The 225-nt window shown below is 51.6% G+C and carries 1 protein-coding gene; it reads left to right on the top strand.

Going from position 1 to position 225, the window contains the following annotated elements:
• Window positions 1-225, top strand: a 225-nt coding sequence (locus HMPREF2571_RS09865; RefSeq protein ID WP_141760084.1) for a hypothetical protein, incomplete at both ends; no start/stop codon positions are given.

Below are 225 nucleotides of genomic sequence, written 5' to 3' on the forward strand. Positions count from 1 at the left end.
CCCAGAATATACCGGCCCAATCAGTGCCAAAGGTACGCAAGAATCAGGTCACGAAGGTGAAGCTCTAGTTCAACCCGTAGCCCCAGAGTATACAGGACCAATCAGTGCCAATGGCACCCAGGAAGTTGGTCACGAGGGTGAAGCTGTAGTTCAGCCTGTCAATCCAGCGTACACCGGTTCAATCAATAGCGACACTACCAGTGCCAAAGGAACACAAGAATCAGG

Source organism: Streptococcus sp. HMSC068F04 (assembly GCF_001837455.1).
GTDB classification, from domain to species: Bacteria; Bacillota; Bacilli; order Lactobacillales; family Streptococcaceae; genus Streptococcus; species Streptococcus salivarius_D.